Origin of the sequence: Corallococcus llansteffanensis (genome assembly GCF_003612055.1) — a bacterium.
In the GTDB taxonomy this organism is placed as follows: Bacteria; Myxococcota; Myxococcia; order Myxococcales; family Myxococcaceae; genus Corallococcus; species Corallococcus llansteffanensis.
Genome location: NZ_RAWB01001105.1, coordinates 1 through 833 on the forward strand (window position 1 = coordinate 1; position 833 = coordinate 833).

At 71.3% G+C, this 833-nt stretch carries 1 protein-coding gene; it reads left to right on the forward strand.

Annotation, left to right across the window (positions count from 1 at the left end):
* The coding region (locus D7V93_RS43615) for a condensation domain-containing protein (protein ID WP_208723375.1) at positions 1–833 on the forward strand (833 nt) is incomplete at both ends.

Sequence of the window (833 nt, forward strand, 5' to 3'; positions counted from 1 at the left end):
CGCCCACCGAGGAGCTGCTCGCGTCCCTCTGGACCGAAGTGCTGCACCTGGAGCGCGTCGGTATCACGGAGGACTTCTTCGCCCTGGGCGGACACTCCCTGCTGGCCACGCAGCTGGTCTCCCGCATCCGTGCCGCCTTCGGCGTGGAGGTGCCCCTGCGCGCCCTCTTCGAAGCGCCCACCATCGCGGCCCTCGCCCCACGCATCGAGGCCGCGCGGCAGGCCCGTGCCTTCCAGGCGCCACCGCTGGTGCCGGCTCCGCGCACGGGCGCGCTGCCGCTCTCCTTCGCTCAGCAGCGCCTGTGGTTCATTGATCAGCTCGCCCCCGGAGCCTCCACCTACAACATCCCTTCCATCCTCCGTCTGGAAGGCGAGCTGCACCTCGAGGCCCTGCGCCAGAGCCTCACCGAGCTGGTGCGCCGCCATGAGGCCCTGCGCACCACCTTCTCTGAAACCCAGGGTCAGCCCTTCCAGCGCATCGCGTCCCCCACCGACCTGCCTCTGCCCACGGTGGACCTCAGCCCCCTGGGCGAGGCCGCTCTCGATGAAGCGCGACGCCTGGCCTCCGCCGAGGCCCAGCGTCCCTTCGACCTGGCTTCCGGCCCCCTCGTGCGCGCCCTGCTGCTGAAGCTCTCACCCACCGAGCACGTGCTCGTCTTCACCCTCCACCACATCGTCTCTGACGGCTGGTCCCGCGGCGTCCTCGTGCGTGAGGTGGCCGCCCTCTACTCGGCCTTCGCCCAGGGTCTGCCCTCGCCCCTGCCCGAGCTGCCCCTCCAGTACGCCGACTACGCCCTCTGGCAGCGCTCCTGGCTGCACGGCGACGTCCTGGAG